This is a genomic window from Pseudoalteromonas sp. A22, from assembly GCF_018141345.1.
In the GTDB taxonomy this organism is placed as follows: Bacteria; Pseudomonadota; Gammaproteobacteria; order Enterobacterales; family Alteromonadaceae; genus Pseudoalteromonas; species Pseudoalteromonas maricaloris.
The window spans coordinates 3193553-3211911 of sequence record NZ_CP047238.1 but is presented as its reverse complement, the minus strand read 5'-3'; the positions used below and the strand labels follow the sequence as shown (position 1 = coordinate 3211911).

The window sequence follows — 18359 nt, the reverse complement described above, 5'->3', positions numbered from 1 at the left end:
AAAATGAAAATCAATGGACTACTGCTATTCTGTTGCGCATGGGTCATATCCGTGATCCCATCACCAGCCTTGGCGGCTCAAGGCACCTTAGATCTTACCAGCTCGACACTCGGCTTGGTTTGTATTGTTGTCTTCGTTTTAGCATACGCACTTGTAATGCTCGAAGAAAAACTCCATATGCGAAAATCAAAGCCAGTGCTTGTGGCGGCAGGCATCATTTGGCTCATGATTGGCGCGTATTATGTCAATCAGGGGCAACCCGATGTTACCGAGCACGCATTTCGGCATAATTTGTTAGAATTTGCGGAGTTGATGTTGTTCTTGCTCGTTGCGATGACTTATATCAACGCACTAGAGGAGCGCCGCCTTTTTGATGCGCTACGAGCGTGGATGATCCAAAAGGGTTTTAGCTATAAGAATCTATTTTGGATCACTGGGTTCTTATCCTTTTTTATCTCTCCAATCGCAGACAACCTAACAACAGCCTTACTAATGTGTGCCGTGGTGATGAAGGTGGCTGATGGTGACAAAGAGTTTATCAATCTAAGCTGTATCAATATCGTGATAGCAGCCAATGCTGGCGGTGCATTCAGTCCCTTTGGTGACATTACCACTTTGATGGTATGGCAAGCCGGTATGGTACATTTCAGTGAATTTTTAGCGCTATTTGTTCCTTCACTGGTCAATTACATCGTACCAGCACTCGTAATGAGTTATTTTGTGGCGGATAGAAAGCCCAGTGCAGTTTACGAAAGAGTAGAGCTTAAACGCGGCGCTTTAAGAATTTTAACTTTGTTCCTACTGACTGTCGCAACCGCTGTGCTCTCACATAGTTTGCTGCATTTACCACCGGTCCTTGGCATGATGATGGGCCTCGGTTACCTACAGTTTTTTGGTTACTTTCTAAGAATGACATTACCGGGGTCATTAGCACGCAAGCGAGCGATGGCGGAAAGAGAAGGGGATCAAGAGCGTCTTGAGAAGTTAGGAAGTGTTGTGCCATTTGATGTCTTTAGCAAAGTTTCACGCGCTGAGTGGGATACCTTATTATTCTTCTACGGTATTGTTATGTGTGTTGGTGGCCTTGGGTTTCTCGGTTATTTAAGTTTAATGTCAGAGATATTATATGGTGAATGGTCTGCAACGTATGCCAACGTATTCTTAGGGATTATTTCCGCGGTCATCGATAATATTCCTGTGATGTTTGCGGTGCTGTCGATGCAACCTGAAATGTCACATGGCCATTGGTTGTTGATCACGCTTACGGCTGGAGTAGGGGGGAGTTTACTTTCTATTGGCTCGGCGGCAGGTGTTGCGCTCATGGGGCAAGCTAGAGGCTATTATACTTTTATGGGGCACTTAAAATGGGCACCCGTGATTTTGCTTGGTTATATCGCAAGTATTTTATGTCACCTGTGGCTTAACGAATCTGCTTTTAGCGTGTTTGGCTAGCGCTTACCCAAAGTGTAGTGAGAGTGAATAATCAATATGTGCTTCACTCTCACTGTATTTATTGCTCGGCGAGGTAGTGCTGATATCGTTGCACCCATTCCTGTGATACTGGTTTATCCATACTCAGCACTTTCTCGACTTCAGTAATTACAATTGCACCATGTATTTTTCCTACCATTACAGGCGTCGCAATTTCAGTGTTTGCTTTGATGCTGCCATTAACCACTTCCACGGCCGCTACCCCTAATTCCGTGGCGAGCATTCTATCTTCAACAGATGGTGCCCCACCTCGTTGAATATGCCCTAACACGCAAAGTGCGCAATTGATATCGGCATTGCTATTTAACTCTGTTTTAAGCGCTTGAGCGCCGCCTGGCCATAAATTCTCGGCCAGTATTATCAAAAAGCTACCGTGTTGATGTTGCTGCTCGATGGCATTCTTGACATGAGCTAAGACCTGAGAGGTATGCTCTGCCGTGCAGTTTTCAAATGAAATGATAGCCTCAGCACCTGTCGCAATACCTACATGGTAAGCAATATGTCCGTTATGACGACCCATCACCTCGGTGATAAAAACTCGCTCAAAGGCATTTGCGGTATCGCGGATTTTATCTATTGCGGAAGTGGCAGTATTGATGGCTGTGGAAAAACCAATGGTGTTGTCACACCCTGAAAGGTCGTTATCTATAGTACCGGGAATACCAATTAGCTGACCTTGCCAGTGAGCTGCCAGCGCCTGCATTCCCCTAAACGAGCCATCACCACCAATCACAATAAGTACGTCAATATGGAGCTTTCTCAGGGCATTTGCTGCTTGCAGCACGCCAGAGGGTTCTAGCATCGCAGGGCAGCGGGCACTTTTTAGAATTGTGCCACCAAGTTGGGTGATATCGGTGACGGAAACCGCACTTAGCTCGGTGTACTCTTGATTAATTAGACCATTGTAACCATGAAAAAAGCCAAAGCACTGAAATCCAGATCTCAAGGCACTTAACGTGATAGCCCTAATCGCTGAGTTCATACCGGGTGCATCGCCGCCACTTGTCAGTACTGCTATCCTTTTCGTCATGTCGCCACTCTATTATTGCTAGGTTATTCTTTTTGTATACTACCAGAGTGATTTGAAGACAAGTTGATCGACATTAAAGGTAGAGATTAAATGCGAGGATATAGAAAGGTAAAACGGCATTTAGGTCTACCTAAATGCCGTTTTAATTAACGTTGCGTGACTTTGCTAGCAAGTTCTTCACGTTGTGCGGTCGGTAGGTTATCTACGACGATTTGATAAGAATCATCGATCATTTTCTTTATTTCGTCTTCTGGAATAGTGCCATCTAAGATGACTGTGTTCCAAAGACGCTTATTCATGTGATAACCAGGCACAACAGACGAATACTTGTCTCTAAGCAATAATGCTTCGTCAGGGTCGCATTTTACATTTAACCACCAAACAGGTTCACCATTTTCATCTACTTGCCCCTCTTTCCCCTCAGTTAGAGTTGCAAACATTTTATGCTGAACTTTGTACACATCTACGTCTTGCGCAAAAGGCTTAGTGATAAAGGTTGCAGGCTTGGCCTGCAAATATTCATGTACGCTTTTCTGATCCATAGCCCGTGTCCTTGAAGTAACAGTTAATACTACATGAGAGTAAGTTTAGCAGCTCTTGTGATAATACTGTAATCGTCTATCAGTAAAAACTATCAGAAAGTCTATACTATGGCGTTATAACGCAGACAATTATTGAATAACTGACCGTTTTATATCGGTTTAACTCACAGTTGACGATTAAAATAAGTACAGTGTGTAAAAGCACTAAAATTTCAGTCGTCTACAATATTAGAAAAGCTAACTTTTAATTTCCAGTTAAGGACTAAGTTGGCTTCACAAATTATGCTAAAAATACACTCATAACCTAAGTGGACTAAGCTAGGAAATCATTGCCAGTTGACCGTAAAAAATTTCCCACTTGTCTCTGTTTCCCAAATTAGGAAAAGTTACGGCATAACATCCCTTGTGCAATGCTATACCTCTAAACAGTCCGCTATTAAATTAAATAATACAAAAATATGCAACAATAATTTCTTCATTGATTAAATATTAAACGTTGTGTAGACTCATCGGCCGCATTAGTAAATAGCATCGAAATGTGATGTTTCTTTCCTAATAAAGAATGTTTTAGTTTTCTTATTGAATTAAAAAACCGAGGAGTATCAGTGGCTTTTGGAATAATTTCAGCTTTATGTGCGATGGTAATGTATCTTCAAACTCTATGGACTGGAATGCCAAGAAAACGCTGGTTAAGTTTGGCCGTAGTAACAGGCCCCGCGGCGTTAATTCTGTTTCGAGTGCACTATCGTAGAGCGTGGATGCGTCGCTGCGCAAATTTAGTTAGTTGGAAAGCGTAAAGTGGTTAGGTCAAATGAAACTAGGCTATTGCACGAGCTGTAGGTTTGGCTTTTCACTCGGGGTGTGTTGCTTTAAAAATTGTTCAAATTCACTGCTTGAAAGCGGTTTTGAATAGTAGTAGCCCTGAACTGTTTGGCAGTTTAGCTGCTCTAAAATATTGAGTTGTTCTTCATTTTCAACCCCTTCCGCAACAACGTGAAGATCTAAGTTATGCGCGATAGTGACAATAGAGTCAACCATGTTTCTACCGCGCTCGTTACCCATATCATCGATAAATGCTTTATCGACCTTGAGTGTATTTAGCGGAAATTGCTTGAGATAAGCCAGTGACGAATAGCCAGTACCAAAGTCATCCATGGCTAAGTGTATTCCTCTAGCACTAAGTGAGCGCATTATCGAAATTGCTTCTTTTGGATCGTCCATCACCGTTCCTTCTGTGATTTCTAACTCAAGAAAATAAGAAGGAAGTTGATTTTTTTGCAAGATAATGTCGATACGAGTGGTTAGATCCGGCAAGCTAAACTGTTTTGCTGATAAATTAACCGCAACTCTGCCATTGAACAGTCCTTTATCAATCCAGCGCTTTACATCACGGCATGCTTTGTCTAAAACGACTTCACCAATTTCGATGATCTGTCCGGTTTCTTCTGCGATAGGGATGAATACACCAGGACTTATCACCCCCTTTTTTGGGGTAATGAAACGGACTAGCGCTTCCATGCCAACCAGTTCACCGGTTTTAATATTCATTTTTGGCTGATAGTAGACAACAAAGTGATCTTCTTTGAGGCCATAGCGCATTAAGTTTTCAATTTGCAGACGCTTAACCGCTTGCTCGTTCATGGAATCATTAAAGAATAAATAATGGTTACCCTTTTGCTTGGCATGATACATAGCCGTATCTGCATTTTTCAGCAGACTTTCAGGAGACTTACCATCTTCAGGGCACAGTACAATTCCAACAGAAGAGGTGATCACTAACTCGTGATTAGCAATTTTAAAAGGAGTCGCAATCGCCGCTAGAAATTGTTTTGCTGTACGTGTAATAGTGTGAATATCATTGGTGCCTGAAATCACCAGCGCAAATTCGTCACCACCTAGTCGGTAGAAGGTATCTTGTTGGCGAGCTAGTTTATTTAGCCGCATTGCCAGTTTCGCAAGTAGCGTATCACCTAACTGGTGGCCTAGCGAATCGTTGATCTTTTTAAAGTTATCTAAGTCAAAGACAAGTAGCGCATGGTGTGTCCCTTGTAATGACAACTTTTGTAAGTTGGTAAAGAACAAGTTGCGATTGGGAAGACCTGTTGTACGATCGCGATTAGATAAATTGTGGAGTTGAGACTCTGCCTTTTTACGCTCAGTTAAATCAGAATAAACAACCACATAGTTACTGATCTGACCGTGGTTATTTTTAATTTCATCAATCGTAATTTCGATTGGTAAGAGTACGTCTGCCGCATTACGAAGTTTGAGTTCTTCTTGCCAATGCTCTGTTTGTTTAAGCTGAGCCTTTACCTGAGCAACAAACTTATTGTCATAACCTGGTAAGCTAAAATGTTTATTTAGATAATGTTCTCGTTGGCCACCAAATAATTTAAGGTAACTCGGATTGAGATCGACCAAATTATAGTGTCGGTCATAAATTGCGATCGCGTCAGTAAGAGATTCAACACATTTTGCAAACAGATTTAGCCTTTCCTCGGTACTCTTGAAGTGACTAATGTCGCGAACCGTACCTGTCATTCTTAGGGGGTTAAGGTTGGCATCTTTCTCGATAATTTTGCCTCGGTCTAACACCCAGTGATACTGGCCTAGTTCATCTTTAATACGATAGCTTGCTTCAAAGAATGGTGTCTTTTCTGCGAAGTGCTGTTTCATCAGCTTTTCAACGATTAATAGGTCTTGTGGATGGATCCTATGCTGATTGGGGATGACGCTGCCAGGCTTCGCAGAGTTCATGCCGTATTTATCGTTGATCCGAACAATCTCACCTGATTGAATATTCCAGTCCCATAGTGTATCGCCACTGCCTTCAATGGTACTTTTAAATCGTTGTTCTGAATGCTTAAGTTGAAGAGTGGACTTTTTGAGTTGGTGATTTGACCAAACTAAGTAGGGAATGCTGAGCAGAGCAATCACGCATGGTACGAGCCAAGCTAACTGGGCACCTGTTAATACACTTGCGTCACTGGCGTAAATTACATGCGGAGTCAGTGATAAAAGTAGTGCATTGATTGTTATTGTTTTTATTTTTAGGCTCATATAATGCGTAATTCATAACTGCAATCTCTAATCTAAATCAAGCCATTGTAGTAGTCAAAAGGAAAACGTTGATTAAGGGGAAATTCAGGTTAATTGCGGTTTTTCACAACAGCGAAACAAAGTTTCAGATGAAATTCATTGTTCTAACGAGTATGGCTGCGTATTTTTTGAACTTTGATTAGCTCTCAAATTAATGGACTAGGTGAGAAAAGTCTTATTAGTCATTCAAAGGTTTGATAAGCACTCCTTGCTTACACTAAAACACTAATTACACTTTAAAATCAGTCGTGGAGCATTTGGCTCTAACATCTTATCTATATAAGTAAGGATGTCTTCTAATTCCAAGTCGGCCAAAGCTTGGATTAATCTTTGTTGCATATCAAACTGGTGGAAGTCATTGGTAATTGAAATCCACAAACGCTGCGCCCTTAGCCTTAGATTTTTGTCTTGCTCCGATATATGTAGTAACAAGCTTTCTTTCGAACGTTGCCAACTCACTTCATCGAGCTGATGCAATTGTTTGGCAAACTGCTTAAGAAATTGATTGTGCCGTGCAAGTAGGTGTTCACTATCAAAGTTGGGAGATTGAATATAAAAAGCGATACCTGCACGTGTATTGAATGGTGCATACCCTGCGCCAACTAAATAACCAAGTTGTTCCTTTGTTCTTAATTGCTCAAAATAATCTTGATTAATGAGATTATTAATCGCCATCATGGTGACTTTTTCTTTAACGGAATCGGTACGTGATTGAAAATATTCAATGAAGGCATAATCACTGCCTTCGCGTTCGATATGTTGTTCCGTTAGTTTCGTCAACTCGTTTAAGGGACGTTTCAAATCTTCTAAAATTTCGCTACTTGAAAATAGCCCGTGCACTGATGTTTTTAATTTTTCAGCATGTTTTAGTTGCCAGTTGCCATGCATGAAAGCTTTGACATGAATGGCTGAAAAAAACTGCTTTCGAAATAGTTGAAATTCGTTAAAACTGGCACTTTTAAGTGCGCCGGCTAAGTCTTCAGGACTTGGGTTCCAGGGCATCAAATGGGCACCAAGTCGGCTAAACAGTTCGCTAACAGGCTTATTCTTATTGTGATTCTTCCAATGGCGGATAAGTTGCTTTTTATATTCCGCAAAGCGAGCTGCATGGATTGGTTGATTCAGTAGCGCCTCGACTAGCTCTAAAACCAAGGTGATTTGATTACCAGTAAGCCCTGCGGTGTGAAGTGTTAAGCCACCTTGATGGGAATTAATATGATAACTAAGGCCGGCTAATTCTGCGCTATAAAAACGCTCAGCGACCGCATCCATAAAGAGATCGGCAAACAGGCGAGAGAGTGCCATATGCTTGTGACAGGTGACGGACGGGGCGGAATCTATTTCGAGATAAAAATGCCCTTTGGTGACTCTAAAAGTCAAATCCTGCTTAAACCAAAATTCAAATCCAGGCTGATCAGCTAGACGGATCGGCGTATCCTGTTCACTCTCTACATCATGAAGTGGATTCTTCGCGCTAAGATATGGATTAATTAGTGGCAACGACATTTGTGGCAAAGGCATATGCACATTATAGAGCGACTCAATCCAATCTTTGGCTATTGGCGAGACACTGTATGGCGTGTTGTACCACTTGGCCTTTTTATTAACCTCCACATGAGGGTGGATAAGCACAAGGCGCATATTGGTAGGACACAAATGCATCAGTAGTTTTTCGTGCTGCTCTTGAGAAAAGCCATCCATGCGATAATCACCATAGAGAAAATCTTCTTCCTCATAGTGGTGCATATTCACGCTGATTGAATTTACCCAGTCTAACATGCGGCCGACTTCTTGGTTATCGAACGCGATATCTAGTAAAGTGCTTTTGTCTTGATAAAGGCGTGGTAGTGCAGCAGTATTTTGCTTAATTAATGCTATGTACTCGAACAGCATTTCCACTATGTCTTCATAGTATTCAATCCCTTCATCGGTAAGTGCAAAGCTGATATTAAAATCTCTGAAATTACTACCCGTGATCCCACCGCCAGCCGATAGGGCATTGATCCAACCTTGTGACTTGAGGATAGAATACAGAGAGCCTTTACCTTCATACCCTAACAAATGGGCTAAAAAGCTCACACTTTTATGGCGGTATAAATCTGTAGGGTTGGGCATAGCAAAACTGACAATAAGTTTTTGCATATGTTTTCTAGGCTTTATTTGCAGTTCTAGCTGTAGGTCTTGCTCTCGGTACATAGGCGCTTGGATCGCTGGCTTTTGCGCTTTGCTGCCAACAATTTTTGTAAAAGGTGAGCAAAAGGTCGCAAGTGTAGCCAGCGGTTGTGGTGCAGCTATCACCAAAGTCATCCATTGGGCCTGATAGTATTGATTGAAAAACGCTCGTAATTCACTGGCAATATTACCATTACGATCTGCGAGAGTGTCTCGGGTACCAACAGAGAACTTGGCAAAAGGATGCTGAGGATTGATGGTTTCTTTATGAACTTGATAGATGCGACGGCCATCATCTTTGATTTTCATCTTAAACTCGGCATCGATGGCTTCACGCTCTTTTTCAGTATCGCTCTCGCTCAGCAGTGGAGACACAAAAAATTGGCTAAAGCGTTCTAACGCTTCGTCTAGTTGTTCGGCGTCGCAATCAAAGTAATAGCTCGAGTGCTCGGTACCGGTCCACGCATTGCTCTGGCCACCATACTGACTAATAAATTGCGAAAAGCCACCTGAATCAGGATGCTCTGCAGTACCAAGGAATAGCATATGCTCCAAAAAGTGCGCCATCCCTTGACGCGTTTCGGGGTCGTCAAAGTGGCCGACATTAACTGTTAATGATACGGCGCATTTAGCAGTTGAATCGTCATTGATCAACAAGACTCTAAGACCATTGTCCAGTGTTAGTAATTGGTACTGCCGACTATCATTATTACTCAGTTTCAATATGCTGCTGCCGATAAATTAGTTAAAAGATAACTGAAGGTAATTAGAATTTCATTTCATGTTAATCCTTCATTTGTTTTAATATAGCGAACAAACCAGTGAGATAGCTACCGGTTTAGAAGAAAATAATACCAAGCTGCATATGTGAGTAGTCAGCAAGTATAAGATCCCGAGTGTGAGTGGCGTAGAAGGGAAAGGCCATTAGCGACAGTAGGTTAAACGTGGATCTCATCACGCATAAGTCTGCATATATGTAGGGTGATATAAACAGAAGGTGCTGAACAGTATGAAGACTATCTTGATAATGCGTCATGGTGAAGCTGAACCCATGCAAGCCGACGATGCAAGCAGAAATTTAACCGAACAAGGATTACAACAAGCCAAGGATGTAGGTGAATGGTTGAAACAATATTTTGAGATAGACGCAGCACTTGTGAGTCCCTTCATCAGAGCACAACAAACCGCGGAGCAAGTGCTTGCACTTCAAACTCCTAAATTTGTTGAAACCTGTTCAGACATAGTACCGAGTGGATCAGCACACACAGCTATTGATTATTTAGAAACACTTATCTCTATGTATCCAACACACCAAACCTGGATTTTAGTCGCACATATGCCAATAGTTAGTTACTTGGTAGACCGTTTGTGCCCGGATACAATGCCTATCTTCTCGACTGCCGCGGTAGCTATAATTGAATACAATGAACAGACTGGCCGCGCCGAATTCACATCGATGCAGTTACCTTAAGCCTTTTATTCATAATTGGTATAGAAAGGCTAAAACTTCCCTTTAATCGGTCTAATGTCCTCTTTTTAATTTTGTTTGAACTTTATCATTACACCAGTGTCATATCATTGGCATTGCAATCATGGTTTCCGATATGGCCAATACGTTTGTTTGGGCGCAAATTTGTATTGTTTAGGTAACCTGCACAGTTTCGACCACTGTGTTATGGTTCTGTTATCGGTAAATATGGTTTTATGGAACTTATATGCCATTAAGTTTAAAGGACAATTGTCCGCTTTTTTGTGTTTTTTGTTGCTAAATGTTGTGAACTGTCAGCTAACGTCGCTGAAAGTTGCAAAAAAATTGATTTTTTAGTTCGGTTTATAAAGCAAAGTAGAAATTACCTGCTATAATTACCGCCGTCTCGTTCAGCCTTACAAAGTTGTATCGCACTCTCGACTGTAAGGTCCGCGTTATTATATTCAAATCGCGAAAAATTGAACGTTCACGCCAAGTGAAACGGCGCCCAAATTTTAAACCGTTGAACAAAGAGTGCACTAAAAGGTCGAAAACCAACATGAAAGCAATGAAAAGATCTACGTTAGCTACCCTTATTAATGCTACGTTGTTCTCTGCTGTGGCAGGTACTTCATTTTCTGCACTTGCTGAAGAAGAGCAAGCCAAAAAAAATCAACTAGAAGTTATTCAAATCACCGCACGTAAACGTGTTGAAAACGCGCAGGAAGTACCTGTGTCTGTTTCAGCGCTTCAAGGTGATAACTTGAATGCTTACAGCTCAGCGGGTATGGACATTCGCTTTATGAATGCGAAGATCCCAAGTTTATCGGTAGAATCTTCGTTTGGTCGTACTTTCCCACGTTTTTACGTACGTGGATTAGGTAACACAGACTTCGATCTAAATGCTTCTCAACCTGTATCTTTGGTTGTTGATGAAGTGGTTCAAGAAAACCCTATTCTAAAAGGCTTCCCTGTATTCGATATTGCACGTATTGAAGTATTACGTGGTCCTCAGGGCACGCTATTCGGTCGTAACACGCCAGCAGGTCTTGTTAAATTTGACACAGTTAGACCAAGCCAAGAGTTTGATGGCTATGCTGCTGTTTCTTATGGTAGCCGCGGCGCGGTAGACTTTGAGGGCGCAGTAGGCGGCTCAGTAACTGAGCGTGTATCAACGCGTATTTCTGCATTGTGGCAGGAACAAGAAGACTATATCGATGTAAAAGCGCCAGGCTTCGAGAAAGAAGACTCTCTAGGTGGTTACAGCGAGCAAGCCGTTCGTGTTCAATTCCTATATGAAGGCGATGATTTTAACGGCCTACTTAACTACCACTACCGTGATTTAGATGGTCGCCCAATTGCATTTCGCGCAAATTTAATTGAAGCTGGCACAAATAACATTAACCCATTGTATGACAACGATGTGGTATACCACGATGCGGCCTCTCGTTCGACGCAACAGGTTGAAACTCAAGGTTTGAGTCTAAAGCTTGAATGGGACTTACCTGAGCATACTGTAACGTCAATTACTGCTTGGGAAAGTGCTGAAATCTATTCTCGTGCAGACGTTGACGGTGGTTACGGTGCTGACTTCCTTGGTTTCCAAGGCCCAGGTATCATTCCATTTGCTTCTGAAACAGCTGACGTTATTCCTGAGCATAATCAGTACACGCAAGAGCTTCGTTTATCTAGCAACTTCTCTGGCGATTACAACTATCAGGTAGGTATCTTCTTATTTGAAGAAGATCTCATGATTGAAAGCTACAGCTTTGATACATTTGCATTTGATGCTGGCCTTGGTCAGTACGGTGCACAAAATGGTTATGCTTACCAAGATCAAGATACATCAGCATGGGCGGTATTCGGCTCTTTTGATTACACCGTATCTGATGATTTAAAAGTAACAGCAGGTTTGCGTTATTCTGACGATGAGAAAGAGTTTTACGCCAAGCGTACTAAAAACCCAACACCTTGGAACGGCTCTCCAGACGTACTTGATGGTAACGCTAACCCAAGCGATAGCCACGTCAGCTGGGACTTAAGTGCTACTTATAAGCTAACTGATGACGTAAACTTGTTTGGTCGCGTAGCTAACGGTTTCCGTGCTCCAAGTGTTCAAGGCCGTATTTTGTTCGGTGATGAAGTGACTGTTGCTAAGTCAGAAACTACCAACTCAATTGAAGCAGGTATTAAGTCAGACGTACTTGATGGTCAAGGTCGTGTAAACGCGACAGTATTCTACTATCAGATGGATGACCAACAGCTAACGGCTGTAGGTGGCGGCTCAAACTTCAACCGCTTAGTGAATGCTGATAAAACAACCGGTTATGGTTTCGAACTTGATACCGAATGGGTGTTAACGGATGAGTTAAATGCAACCTTTAACCTAAGCTATAACAAAACTGAGTTGGAAGATAAAAACTTAGCAGTAGCGGTTTGCGCGCAGTGTACCGTGACGGATCCGACCTATATGGTTGAGGGTGCGAACGGTCCAGAAGCTCGAGCAATTTTGGACGGTAACAGCTTGCCTCACGCTCCTGAGTGGATCGCAAACGCAACACTTCGCTACACGAAAGAGTTAGAAGGCGGCGAGTTCTTTGTATATGGTGATATGTCTTACCGTAGTGAAGTAGACTTCTTCTTATACAAATCAGTAGAATTTGAAGGCGAAGCGTTATTTGAAACAGGTCTTCGTACTGGTTATATGTGGTCTGAAGGCGATAACGAATATGAAGTGTCAGCCTTTGTTCGTAACCTATTTGACGAGCAAGTGGTTATCGGTGGTGTAGATTTCAATAACAACACCGGTATGCTAAATGAAGCGCGCTTCATTGGTGCTGAATTCAAGGTGAAATTCTTCTAATTCACGCTACAGTGATTATAATAGAGTAACTAAAGCCCGCATTAAGCGGGCTTTTTAATGAAATTTTTATGTTAGGAGTGGATATGTCAGGTTTTTGGAATTATCGAGTGATATATTGTGAAGCAACAAAAGACGAAGCGGCTTTATATCAAATCCATGAAGTGGAATATAACTTAAATGGTAAGGTAACGAATTGGTCTGAAACGGGTGCTGCACCTTTTGGCCGTTCGATGGAAGAGTTGCAAGCGGATGCAGATAGACTGAAGTCAGCTTTCGATAAGCCAATTCTAAAAGTGATTAGACAGCCACGAGGCTATACATTAGTTGAAGTTGATAGCGGTGAAGAAGCCACTGCTGAGCCACCAGCAGGGATCAACGGTTAATTAATACAACCAAATTAAGGAGTGTAAATGCGTTTTCAGGCAGTTTTATTTGATTTTGACGGTACATTAGTTGATTCAGAAGCACTCCATTACCAAAGTTGGATGAAGGTGTTAGCCCCGTATCAGGTTACTTATACGGAGCATGACTTTTGTGATGAGTTTTCGGGTGTGCCAACGCTTAAAGCCGCGCATATACTCAAAGAAAGACACCAACTTGCGCCTTCTGCCCGCGATTTATGTGATGAGAAAAATGTCGTCTTTGTCGCAACCGCTGCGGAAGTACTCCCCAGATTGATGCATTTTGCAAAGCAAGTCGTTGAATTAACCTCAACGCGTTGTCCAATCGGACTCGTGACAGGAAGTAGCAAAGCAGAAGCGCTTCCTGTTTTACAACACTATCGGTTATTAGAGTTATTTTCTGTCATTGTGTGCAAAGACGATGTCGAACAGCCGAAGCCTCATCCAGAACCTTACCACAAGGCGCTCGCTGCGCTAAATATTGCGCCACACGAAGCCGTGGCAATAGAAGACACCTGCACAGGATTAACTTCAGCCAAGGAAGCCGGGTTAACTGCGGTTGTCGTGCCAAATATGCACTCTAATAAACAAGATTTAAGTCTTGCCGATCATTCATTTACCGATCTAGAAGCGGTTTTTGACTGGCTTTGCCCTGAAAGGTAATAGCAATTGGTATAAACAGGGACTTTTAGTCAAAGCTGTTCGATTTTACAAACGTCGATTCTTGTGTAATCTTTAAGTGTGAATTTTGTTAATTTTTAATATCGGCGAACGCAAACAATGCACCAATTCGCTGGTATTAACTATCCACTGCAAAGGATTATGCTATGCGATATGTACCATTCTTATTCTGTCTATTATTAGGTTTTTCCAATCTCCTTTATGGAAATGAAACCTACACAAAAATCCAGCTTGCTTCGGTATATCAAGGCGACGAAGATATTTCTAATTATCTTGTTAGTGAAAAGTTCGATGGTGTTAGGGCCATTTGGGATGGCTCGCAACTGCGTACGCGTGGTGGTCACTTAATTAAGGCGCCAGACTGGTTTACGCAAGGGCTACCTGATACATGGCTAGACGGCGAGTTGTGGGCTGGGTACAATAACTTTGCTTTTGTGAGCGCGATTGCAAGACGCCACTCGCCTAATAATGAGCACTGGCGTCAAGTGACTTATTATGTATTTGATGCGCCAAATTCTACAGAAATATTCTCTGAGCGTCATGAGCGTTACTTAAGTCTACTAAGCCATATTGAGTTATCACATATTAAACCCGTCAAGCAGTTATCATTTGGCTCCGTTGATGAGCTAAACGACTATTATCATGGTGTCTTAAAGCGAGGCGGTGAAGGGGTTATGTTGCATGCTAAAAATGCCAAACACGAAGATGGAAGAACAACCAACGTATTAAAATACAAGCCGTACCTTGATGACGAAGCCATCGTGATTAAGCATTTACCCGGTAAGGGAAAGTACCAAGGGATGATGGGATCGCTATTGGTGAGAGATGAACAAGGTATGGAGTTTAAAGTTGGGTCGGGGTTTAGCGACGAAGAGCGCGCATCACCACCACCGATTGGTAGTCAAATTACCTATCGATATCAAGGATATACTAAGTTTGGTAAACCGCGTTTCGCGCGATTTTTAAGAGTAAGGCCAAAATTATAGAATGGCACTACTGCTGCAAAGAAAACTTGGGGATTTTTATACGCTAGCGAGCACTACGGCTCGCTATCAAAGTGCAATGGACTTATTCTGCACGGCCCATGAACTTAGATTCAGCAGTGTTGATCTTAATCTTGTCACCGCTTGAAATATGCTCAGGAACTTGAACAACAAGACCAGTCGTTAATGTCGCAGGCTTTGTTCTAGCACTAGCTGATGCACCCTTGATTGAAGGAGAAGTATCTTCAATCACAAGCTCTACGCTTGAAGGCAAGTCGATAGAAACAGGCATGCCCTGAACCACTACGATAGATAAACCTTTCGTTGATTCATCGATAAATAACAATTGCTCAGCAATAGACTCTTTATTTAGGTGGTATGGCGTGTAATCTTCATCATCCATAAACACATATTCATCACCATCTACATATGAAAGCATTGCAGGGCGGCGGTTAAGATCTGCAAGTGTCAGCATTTCTTCCGCTTTAAAAGTTTCATCTACTTTAGAGTTATCTACTACATCGTACATACGCATACGGTATAGGCTACCACCAGCGCGACCTTGTGGTACTGAGCGCTCAATGTCACGAACAATCATTACGCGGCCGTTATACTCGATCGCGGCATGTTTTTTTATTTCACTTGCCTTTGGCATAGCTTAATTCCTAATACAAATAAAGTTGGCACAATATAATCATTTTTCGGCTTTTTGGCGAGTTTCAAAACTCACTCTGAGCCTCAAATACCGTATAAAGTCGTCATTTCTGAGTACTTGATCCCAAAGTGCTGGTCAAACCAACGGTTGATATAGTCATGCTCGGGCTCAAGCTTGGCACAGCGTAGAATATTTTCACCTTTATTGGTGCCAAGTGCCTGCCCACAGTAATTTTGCTTCCAAGTTAGCGTAAGATCTTGAGAGAATTTTTTTAGTAATTCGTCAAAGGTCTTTTCTGTTATCTGAGAAAGATTAAGAAAGTCTGGAGACAGCGGGGTGATATCAAGTTGCTCAAAATCAGCCTGATGCGCACGGGTTTTATTATGCTTACTATCGCTTGCACTGCCTTTGATATAACGATGGGCTAAACTCGCCTCATAATTAACGTTGATATCAAATTTCTCATCGTAGATGGTCACCGGGTAAGTGAACTCTCTTGTGACTTCTACGGTGTGCGTCTTATCTGAATTATTTGGATCTGGTCGTTCAACTTCCTGTTGATAATGCTTACGCTGGATATATTGATTGCTAGTGCGGTAATAGTCTGCATCTGCATATAACTCTAATGAAAGCTGTTGACTGCCATCACTATCAAACCACAGGCTATTATTAAATGCCGTATTTAGGCTTGAGATAAATGCGCCATATTGTCCTCTGATTGAGTTGCCAAAGCGCAAACCAATATCGACACGATCTCGTATGTTCATCGCAAAATAACGACTTTTATCTTGGTTATCTACACGTAAACGTTTTGGAGTTTGCCACGCTAAACAGTATTTTTCCGTGAAACTTTTTAAATAGAAGCGCTGCCCGCTAACCTGTCCTGCAAGTTCATCACACTTTTTCTGCGCTTGCGTTCTTAACGTGTCATAATGGGTGCTCATGGCGCTTGCTAACTGTGCATTGCTGATCAGATGGCGATAGTTATGTTCAAACAGCTTAAACTTATCGGGGTAGGGCGTATTTGAGAGTGAACGGGCTTCGTCGAGTAGCCATTGCCTCGCATAATCTAGTTCTTCTCTTTGGGTATTTGCCATCGCGCCGGTCGGCTTCATTTGCCATTGTGCTTGGTTCTCTACGATTTCTTCTAGCCTAGTTGCAGCAGCGGTGTAGTTATTTGCTAAGCGCAGCATACGTACATCGATAAGACCTTTATCTATAAGCTTATCTCGCGCCAGTGTTAAGCCTTGTTTCGCTTCAAGATCTTCTGGGTCCTCCGCGAGTGCTTGTGAATAATATTCAGCAGCTTGGCGGTACATTCCCGCTTCGTAAAGTTTATTACCTTTATAAACTAGCGATTTACAGCCGCTAATAGCAGCCAATATTGCAATGATGATGGCGGTTTTCTTGATCATAATATCATTCCATTCGCGCAAAAAGTTCCATAAGCACAGTTATTGATTTTAGTATCCATTCGCTTAGCGTACAGGTGCACCCGTTCCTAAGCTTTTAACAGGCTTATAATACAGGGTTCTGGCGAAATCTACATCACTGAATTGTTAAGATTTTGTTTTGGGTAATATTGAATCATTATGCTCAACGTAGCCTAAAAGTTCAGCTGCTTAAGTAAGAACCGAGCTCACAAACTACAGCATTTTCCCTTCATCACACCCGAAAAACATAACAGCTCGGCGGGTAAACCACCTCCCACAAAACTATATGCACTGCTAATTAGGAGGCTATGCTGATAGTTTTTTGCAACCCTTGCAAACAGCTTTATCGTAAAAATTGTAGACGATCTCACAAGCAACTTATTCCCCCCTCCATCACACCCGAAAAGCATAAGCCGATATGCAATGTGCCGACAGGATGTCGGCCAAGTCTTGTCTGGCACACGGACGTGCCTTACAAGGCGGTTGCGATACCAATTGTATTAGGTAAATGAGCAATTTGAAGCGGAGAAATAGCTTTAGTAGCTCCGCTCTCGCGTCCTGCTACCGCCAAGGTACCTATATCCATATAGGCAAGGCAAAAATTTTGCTATTTAGTTGTTCTAAATGAGAAATTTTTAACGACGTTAATATGGTATTTCACCCTTCAAATTGATTGGAGACTTAGTGCAATTGGTATTATATATCGGCTTAGGGTTTGAGGATTGAGTGTGATGCTGGGGCGACGTTTTCTTGGTTCGCTCGATCGCGTCGTTTAAAAAGAATGAACGAGAAGCGCATGGATGCGCTTTGATATTAAACATGGAGGTTTATGTTGCTAACGGCTGATAGCTCGAAATTTATCGTGAAGTCAGCCTGTCCTCCTGACTGGTTTCGACGCCCATCCATGGGCTACGACTTACTTTTCTTTGATGCCCAAAGAACAAGTAAGCAAAAGAAAGGGCACTCCCAACATCACACTGACTCCTCAAGTAAATTGCCAATATGAACGTCACCGCTGTGTAAGGGACATCCCTGTCCCTGTCACAGCTTTTCACGCATCCATGCGTTGAAATGACTCATTGGCACTTTACTTTCGGGTGTGATGAGGGAGGAGAACTGTGCTGATAGCTTTTTTGGTGCTTGTAAGCTACTTAGCTGCTTCAGGAGATAAAACCAGAAACAACAGTCAATACCACGCCCGAAAAGCGTAACTTCTCGGCGGGTGAACCGCCTCCCACAAAACGATTCAGACTGTGAGTTAGGAGGCTACGCTGATAGTTTTTGTAACCCTTGCAAACAGCTTCACCGTAAAAATTGTAGACGATCTCACAAGCAACTTATTCCCCCCCTCCATCACACCCGAAAAGCATAAGCCGATATGCAATGTGCCGACAGGATGTCGGCCAAGTCTTGTCAGGCACAAGGACGTGCCTTACAAGACGGTTGCACTATATCGGCTTAGGGTTTGAGGATTGAGTGTGATGCTGGGGCGACGTTTTCTTGGTTCGCTCTTTTGCGTCGTTTCAAAAGAATGAACGAGG

12 protein-coding genes are annotated in these 18359 nt (G+C 42.4%); 6 read left to right on the top strand and 6 right to left on the bottom strand.

Annotation, left to right across the window (positions count from 1 at the left end; all coding sequences use genetic code 11):
• Positions 1-3 precede the first annotated feature (3 nt).
• Positions 4-1452 (top strand): sodium:proton antiporter NhaD, encoded by a 1449-nt coding sequence (nhaD, locus tag GSF04_RS19325; RefSeq protein ID WP_039493878.1) that lies wholly within the window; start codon positions 4-6, stop codon positions 1450-1452.
• 58 nt (positions 1453-1510) lie between these two features.
• On the opposite strand, the gene GSF04_RS19320 is transcribed toward nhaD, so the two are convergent.
• From GSF04_RS19320 to GSF04_RS19305, 4 genes are all read right to left on the bottom strand, one after another.
• Complete coding sequence (locus tag GSF04_RS19320; protein ID WP_211858455.1) at positions 1511-2521, bottom strand: ATP-dependent 6-phosphofructokinase; 1011 nt, start codon at positions 2519-2521, stop codon at positions 1511-1513.
• A 146-nt stretch (positions 2522-2667) separates the two neighbouring features.
• Positions 2668-3063 (bottom strand): MmcQ/YjbR family DNA-binding protein, encoded by a 396-nt coding sequence (locus tag GSF04_RS19315; protein WP_010374742.1) that lies wholly within the window; start codon positions 3061-3063, stop codon positions 2668-2670.
• An 822-nt stretch (positions 3064-3885) separates the two neighbouring features.
• Positions 3886-6123: a bifunctional diguanylate cyclase/phosphodiesterase gene (locus tag GSF04_RS19310; RefSeq protein WP_039493874.1), complete on the bottom strand. Its 2238-nt coding sequence runs from the start codon at positions 6121-6123 to the stop codon at positions 3886-3888.
• 264 nt (positions 6124-6387) lie between these two features.
• On the bottom strand, positions 6388-9057 hold the full coding sequence (locus tag GSF04_RS19305) for an insulinase family protein (RefSeq protein ID WP_211858454.1): 2670 nt from the start codon (positions 9055-9057) through the stop codon (positions 6388-6390).
• 286 nt (positions 9058-9343) lie between these two features.
• Here GSF04_RS19305 and sixA point away from each other — a divergent pair, with 286 nt between their 5' ends.
• The 5 genes from sixA (at position 9344) to GSF04_RS19280 (ending at position 14733) form a co-directional block, all read left to right on the top strand.
• Positions 9344-9805 (top strand): phosphohistidine phosphatase SixA, encoded by a 462-nt coding sequence (sixA, locus tag GSF04_RS19300; RefSeq protein WP_211858453.1) that lies wholly within the window; start codon positions 9344-9346, stop codon positions 9803-9805.
• Positions 9806-10361: 556 nt separating this feature from the next.
• Positions 10362-12665: a TonB-dependent receptor gene (locus GSF04_RS19295; protein ID WP_211858445.1), complete on the top strand. Its 2304-nt coding sequence runs from the start codon at positions 10362-10364 to the stop codon at positions 12663-12665.
• Positions 12666-12748: 83 nt separating this feature from the next.
• Positions 12749-13048, top strand: coding sequence for a hypothetical protein (locus GSF04_RS19290; RefSeq protein ID WP_010374748.1), 300 nt, complete (start codon positions 12749-12751; stop codon positions 13046-13048).
• A gap of 27 nt (positions 13049-13075) precedes the next feature.
• Positions 13076-13729 carry an HAD family phosphatase gene (locus tag GSF04_RS19285; RefSeq protein ID WP_211858444.1) on the top strand — a complete coding sequence of 218 codons (654 nt, stop codon included), beginning with the start codon at positions 13076-13078 and terminating at the stop codon, positions 13727-13729.
• Positions 13730-13893: 164 nt separating this feature from the next.
• Entirely contained in the window at positions 13894-14733 is an 840-nt protein-coding gene (locus GSF04_RS19280) for a DNA ligase (protein ID WP_211858443.1), read from the top strand.
• An 82-nt stretch (positions 14734-14815) separates the two neighbouring features.
• On the opposite strand, the gene yeiP is transcribed toward GSF04_RS19280, so the two are convergent.
• Complete coding sequence (gene yeiP / locus GSF04_RS19275; protein WP_010606026.1) at positions 14816-15385, bottom strand: elongation factor P-like protein YeiP; 570 nt, start codon at positions 15383-15385, stop codon at positions 14816-14818.
• A gap of 83 nt (positions 15386-15468) precedes the next feature.
• On the bottom strand, positions 15469-16800 hold the full coding sequence (locus GSF04_RS19270; protein ID WP_039493861.1) for a tetratricopeptide repeat protein: 1332 nt from the start codon (positions 16798-16800) through the stop codon (positions 15469-15471).
• Between the last annotated feature and the right edge of the window lie 1559 nt (positions 16801-18359).